At 38.3% G+C, this 6,236-nt stretch carries 4 protein-coding genes and 1 pseudogene; 2 read left to right on the top strand and 3 right to left on the bottom strand.

Annotated elements, in window-relative coordinates; translation table 11 throughout:
* Positions 1 to 403: 403 nt before the first annotated feature.
* Positions 404 to 583: pseudogene (locus K1J10_RS09860) on the bottom strand (phosphomethylpyrimidine kinase); the annotation flags it as partial.
* 456 nt (positions 584 to 1,039) lie between these two features.
* Between K1J10_RS09860 and K1J10_RS09855 the strand changes: the two are divergent.
* Both K1J10_RS09855 and K1J10_RS09850 read left to right on the top strand, forming a co-directional pair.
* A complete protein-coding gene (locus K1J10_RS09855; RefSeq protein ID WP_223357175.1) occupies positions 1,040 to 1,198 on the top strand; it encodes a hypothetical protein in 159 nt (52 codons plus the stop codon).
* Positions 1,199 to 1,281: 83 nt separating this feature from the next.
* Complete coding sequence (locus tag K1J10_RS09850) at positions 1,282 to 3,795, top strand: excinuclease ABC subunit UvrA (protein WP_223357174.1); 2,514 nt, start codon at positions 1,282 to 1,284, stop codon at positions 3,793 to 3,795.
* A 345-nt stretch (positions 3,796 to 4,140) separates the two neighbouring features.
* Here the strand turns inward: K1J10_RS09850 and K1J10_RS09845 are convergent, their stop codons facing one another.
* Positions 4,141 to 5,994, bottom strand: coding sequence for a recombinase family protein (locus tag K1J10_RS09845; RefSeq protein WP_223357173.1), 1,854 nt, complete (start codon positions 5,992 to 5,994; stop codon positions 4,141 to 4,143).
* A 56-nt stretch (positions 5,995 to 6,050) separates the two neighbouring features.
* Entirely contained in the window at positions 6,051 to 6,155 is a 105-nt protein-coding gene (locus K1J10_RS10775; protein WP_317629287.1) for a hypothetical protein, read from the bottom strand.
* Positions 6,156 to 6,236: the final 81 nt, after the last annotated feature.

Genomic DNA, 6,236 nt, shown 5'->3' with positions numbered 1-6,236 from the left:
GCTCAAACAGCTGGAAGAACACTCGCTTAATCAGAGGAATGACTTTGTTGCACTTGACTTGACAATTGGGGATTTTTAAAATTCTTTTTGTCAATTACTGTCATTTTATCGCCCTTATCTTGATTTTTTTTATGAATAATATTTTTACTGCTTCTTAGTTGCTATCGATTATAACTACCTATATTCTATCACAAAAACACAAAAAAAGCCTTACAATCAAGGCTTTTCATTATTGATTCATACCAAGGTTTCTAGGCTTTTACCAGCAAAGCTACACACTCAACATGTCGTGATAGCAAACTTCTATATTATAGAACGAAAGGGATAGAGTTGTTGTTTAAAATTAAACTTTAGAATGAAAATATTTTATAGTATCTTTTTCTAACTTTATAGCTGATAATTATCACTTAATAAATTTACTTGCCAACTTGTAAACTTTTTGAATCTCTTTACTATTAATATCCCAACCATCAAGTTCTTCCTTAATTAACTCTGGAAATTTTTTGCTAATATCCCTCAAAGAATTACCAACTGATTTTCTAACATATTCACTGGAATCATCTTTTAATGCTGCAATTCGTCTTTTAAATAACCCTCTGGAATTTCCACTCCAGAGGTATTTATCTGATACATATCCCACAAGATGAGGCTAGTTCAAATGGTCAATCACCGTCAATACGCTATAATTCGCATATTTATTAAGATTTTCAAGAAAGAGGTTGAGTTGATCGTTGGTTTCAAAGCGGGCTTCCATAAGGCAACAAGAAATGTCTGATGTCCGATAGTGATTAAGGATATGTCTCTTATGTCGAAGCACGTCATGCTAGCAACGATGAAATGCTGGCGATCTCTGGTCATGCCTGTGGAGTGATTTTCGAGCACAAAGATGAGCCTACTACTTACCTCTTAGGTGATACTGTATGGTATGAGAATGTGGAAAATACACTCAAAAAATACCAACCTCAAGTCGCTATCGTCAACGCAGGAAACAACCAATTTAAAGAAAGTGGTCCACTTATCATGGGTGCTGAAGGTGTTCATGAAGTACATAAGACCCTTCCATCTGCTAAACTTTTTGCCACACATGGAAGCTGTCAGCCAATTCTTGACCCGTCAAGAATTGGCTGACTATGCTGAAAAACATGGTTTCAGTCATCAGTTGATTATCCCAGCTGATGGAGAGGAAATCGTTTATTAAAAGACTGAAGGATTAGTCGCCTAATCCTGCTTTTTCTTGATATGGTATAATAGATTGAAAACAAATGACTAAAAGGAGAAAACATGACCCCAAATTTTTTCATCCCACAAGCCATTCAGGTACGGGGTGCTCGTGCCAATAACCTTAAAAATATTTCTCTTGATATTCCCTTGCACCAATTTGTCGCTATTACAGGCGTATCTGGTTCAGGTAAGTCCTCTCTCGCCATGGATACTATCTACGCTGAAGGAACAAGACGCTATCTGAATGCTCTTGCGACCTATACTCGCCGTCGCATCAAGCAAGTTGGACGCTCAGACGTAGATGAGGTCGAATACCTCCCTTCGACCATAGCTCTTCGCCAACGTCCAGAAACGCCAAGTGTACGCTCAACGGTTGGAACATTGACCGAAACCCTGAATATCCTACGCTTGATTTTTTCACGTCTAGGCTCTCATGTCTGCCCAAATGGTCACCGTCTTGACCCAACTCTGCGTGTGGCAGAGGTCATGGATTTCATGGGGACTGATGAGCGGATGGGAATGATCAACTGTCCGACTTGTGATGTTCGTTTCATGGTCTATGGTGCAGAAAGTTTTGCGTTTAACTCAGACGGTGCTTGTCCGACCTGTCAAGGAACAGGTGAAGGACGTGAAATTCAGCTAGACAAGGTCATCCCAGACTCAAACCTCACCATCAATGAAGGGGCAGTGGCTTCTTGGAAATTGCCAGGCCGCACTCACATGAAGCTAGTAGCTGAACAACAGGGAGTCAGGCTAGACGTTCCTTTCAAAAAATTGACGGAGAAAGAAAAAGAAATCGTCCTTTCTGGCCCTGAGGTGAAACGAGTGATTATCGTCCCAACCAAAACAGGCAAATCTTTTGAGCTAAATGCCAAGTATGAAAATGCCATTGTGGCGATTGAACATAGTCTGCAAACAGCTAAAAACGAAAAGGCTATTGAGCGTCTCAATCGTTTCTATGACCTAGGAAAATGTCAGACCTGCCACGGTAGCCGCTACAATCCTGATTTGCTAACTACCTTGGTACTCAACAAAAATATTGCCCAAATCAGTCAATACGACATGCTGGAACTGCAAGAATTTGCGGATAAGTTGAAAACATGGGTGCCTGATGAAATGCAGGATATGACTGAAAAACTGGCAGGTGAATTGAAAGAGTTGATCGAGCCGATTGTGGCACTGGGGTTAGATTATTTAACACTAGACCGCGCAGGTAACTCTCTATCTACTGGTGAGTTGCAACGGATTCAACTGGCTCGCACCATCCGTAATCAGATGACAGGAATTCTCTATGTCTTGGACGAGCCAAGCGTCGGGCTTCATGCGGAAAATGTGGATGCCTTGATTGCCATTATTCGTCAGCTTATTCAGCAAGGCAACTCTGTCCTTGTGGTCGATCATGATGTGGCTATTTTAGAAGCCGCTGACCACTTGATTGAGATTGGTCCTCTCTCTGGTGATCATGGAGGTCAGGTTATCGGGCAAGGTAGTCCCAACCAACTCGCTCAAGTAACAGACTCCGTCATCGCTCCTTACCTCAACCATACAGCTCAAATCCGTGTTCGACCTAGGTTGGAGCTCGATCAACTCCAGCATTTCCAAGTGCATGTGATCGATACTAATAATATCCAGTCCGTACAGGCAGATTTTGTGGAGAAAGGCTTAAATGTTGTGACAGGCATTTCAGGATCTGGCAAGACTACGCTGGTGCTGGACAGCCTTTTACCTGCTTTTGAAGCCAAACTGGCTAAAAAATCCCTGCCTGAAAATGTGCATGTATCAGGAATCAACAGTATCAAGCAAGTGATTGAAATTGACTCGACTCCAATCGGTAAAAACATTCGCTCCACTGTCGCAACCTACTCCAAAATCATGGACAAGCTGCGCACCCTCTTTGACGGCATTTCAAGCGAATTTTCAGCGACTGATTTTTCTTATAATAATAAATCGGGCGCCTGTGATTACTGCGATGGGACTGGTTCGGTGACACTGGATATTCAATATCTGCCAGATATTGTCGAGACCTGCCCACGTTGCCATGGCAAACGCTATAAAGATGAGATTTTAGCGGTCAAATGGCAGGGCTATTCCATTGCTGACCTGCTGGACTTGACCATTACAGAAGCTCTGGAGGTTTTCAAGGAAGAAACTGGGATTTTAGCTACCTTAACCGTTTTAGATGAACTAGGTCTTGGTTACCTTCATCTAGGAGAAAGTACACCAGCCCTATCTGGCGGAGAAGCGCAACGGTTAAAATTAGCGACTTATCTGGAAAAGAAACAGAGCAACTACCTCTTTATATTTGATGAACCAAGTATCGGCCTCCACCCTCGTGATGTGACCAATCTAGTAGCTGTCTTTGAACAGTTGATTGAAAATGGGGCAACGGTCATTGTCATCGAACACGACCTAGATGTCATCGCCAATGCAGATAATATCATTGACATGGGGCCACAAGGTGGACGTTATGGTGGACAGTTGATTGCGAATGGTAGCATCGAAGAAGTCTGCCAAACAGCAAACAGTATCACTGGAAGATATTTAAAAGCCTACCTCTCACAGACCTCTGCATAATCGACTTATTTTACAATTTGGGATGTATAAAACAAAAAATAGTCAAATGCGTTGACCTTTTGTAGCATTATAAAAACATACTAAGATTAACATACTTTAGTCCGGTAGTATTACTGAGTCAAAGAGGGAAACAAAAAGAAAGGGGACACGTTTATTCCCACAAACTCCTTGTCAATGGAAACAAACACGTACCCACAGGGTAAATGGAAATAGAAACTGATAATTTCTAGCTATCACTTCTATTCATTCCAAAAATTTCTCACTCTGATACTTCCCCACGCCAATACAAAAAGCCTTGCAATCAAGGCTTTTCATTATCCCTTTCATTCAAAGGTTTCTAGGTTTTTACGAGCAGAGCAACACACTCCACGTGATGTGTTTGTGGGACTCAAAAGGTTCAGTGAACCTTTTGAGGATTAGTTGCGTTTTACTAACAAGCTTACACATTCGACATGCGTTGTTTTCTTTATTTGTACACTTTTTTTCTTCATCGGTTACGGAATTAAAACACAATTTATCATTATCTATTTTAGCATTCTTTCTTTTAGATTTGTAAGATTTTGCATCTTTAGTCGAAGAATCTCCCGTTTTAAAAATTATAGTCAACATTGCTGGATCAATTTCTCCATCAGAATTTATTCCGCCTACTATTATTTTTTCAACGATACTTTCAAAAATATCCTTGTCAAACTCCGTCAAAGTTTTTTGTGAAGTTAAAATTTCTTTAAAATTCTCTAATCTACTTTTTATATCAACTTCTGATTTTAAAGTTACTTCTAAGTTTACTTTTTCTTCTAAAAGTTTTTCTTTCTCAATTTGTATTTGATTGAATTTATCTTCATATACAGAATCACTTATTTTTCCATCTAGATTCATTGAAACTAATTTTTCTTCTTTTTTGTACAATGAATTTAATTTACTAACTATCTTTGTCAACTCCACTTTTAAGGTATCATCAGTAAGCTCTTCTTTTATAATTTCAAGAAAGTCTTCAGTTAGGTTATTATTTTCATAAAACAACTGTTGGTAGCTCTGTAAAAAAGCATTTTCTATTGCTTTTTCCTCTATTCCTTTACTATGAGTGCAATACTTTTTACCTCTCTTTATAGATGTTGTACAGTGCCAAATAATCTTTTTGTACTCTGAACTAGAGTGCCAACTTCTTCTAGACAGAACAGTACCACAAAAACCACATTCTAATCTGCTGCTAAAAGGGTACATTCTTGAATATCTTTCTCGTTTACCTTTTATATTTGCTATGGTTTTTTTGTTTCCTGATCTCCGTAATCGAATTTCTTGCGCCTGTGTAAAAATTTCTGGACTAATTATCGCATCATGATTATTTTTAATGTAGTATTTATCTTCTTCACCGAAATTTATTAAACGTCTCTTACTAATGGGGTCAACAGTGAAAGTTTTTCCCATTAGAATATCACCTTTATACTTCTCGTTTTTAATAATTCCTAAAACTGTTGTATCTTGCCAGTGATCAAGACCTCTCGGAGTTTTATAACCTAGTTCATCAAGTTCTCTAGCTATTGCCCTACCCCCAATACCATCAATGTATCGTTCAAAAATATAACGTACTATCTTGGCTTCTTTTTCATTTATTGATATTGACTTTGTATCTTGATTATAGTCATAACCAAGACAACCTTGAAAACCAATAAGTTCTCCACGTTGCATCTTCATTTTTAAACCCTTTTTAACATGGGCAGATGTATTTTCAACTTCCTGTTGAGCCACTGAACTTAATATCGTCAATAGTAACTCACCATCCATAGTTAAAGTATCAATATTTTCTTCTTCGAAAAATACACCAATTTGTTTATCTTTGAGCAAACGAACATATTTGAGAGTATCTAATGTATTTCTAGCAAAGCGAGCAATGGCTTTGGTAATGATATAGTCTATTTTTCCATCAAGGCAATCTGAAATCAATCTTTGAAAATCTTGTCTTTTTCCAACTTGAGTTCCTGAAATCCCTTCATCAGCATAAATGTCAACCAAAATCCAATCTTGGTGCTGTGATATATACTCTCTATAATGACGAACTTGAGAATCATAGCTATTTTTTTGATCATCACTATCGGAACTAACACGACAATATGCTGCTACTCTCCTCGATAAAGAACCACTATTATCATTTCTTCTAGTTACTAAAGGATTTGCTTTTATAATTTCAACGTTGTTTGACATGGCTTAACCTCCTATTTCTCTGCATTTATTTTACCGCAACCAATAAAAAAGGTCAGCTAATTTGTGTATATTTTACGCAGTTTCAGCTTTATTTTTTCATATTCTTTTTCGCTAATAAGTTTTTTTAAGAATAATAGATTTAGCATCTCTAGCTCGACTATATAATTTCCCCAATTGTCAAGTCAAGTGCAACAAAGTCATTCCTCTGATTAAGCGAGTGTTCTTCCAGCTGTTTGAGCTAG

It is taken from the genome of Streptococcus australis (genome assembly GCF_019930045.1).
Taxonomy (GTDB): domain Bacteria; phylum Bacillota; class Bacilli; order Lactobacillales; family Streptococcaceae; genus Streptococcus; species Streptococcus australis_D.
The sequence above is the reverse complement of the archived record's forward strand: the minus strand, read 5'-3'. Positions and strand labels throughout refer to the sequence as shown.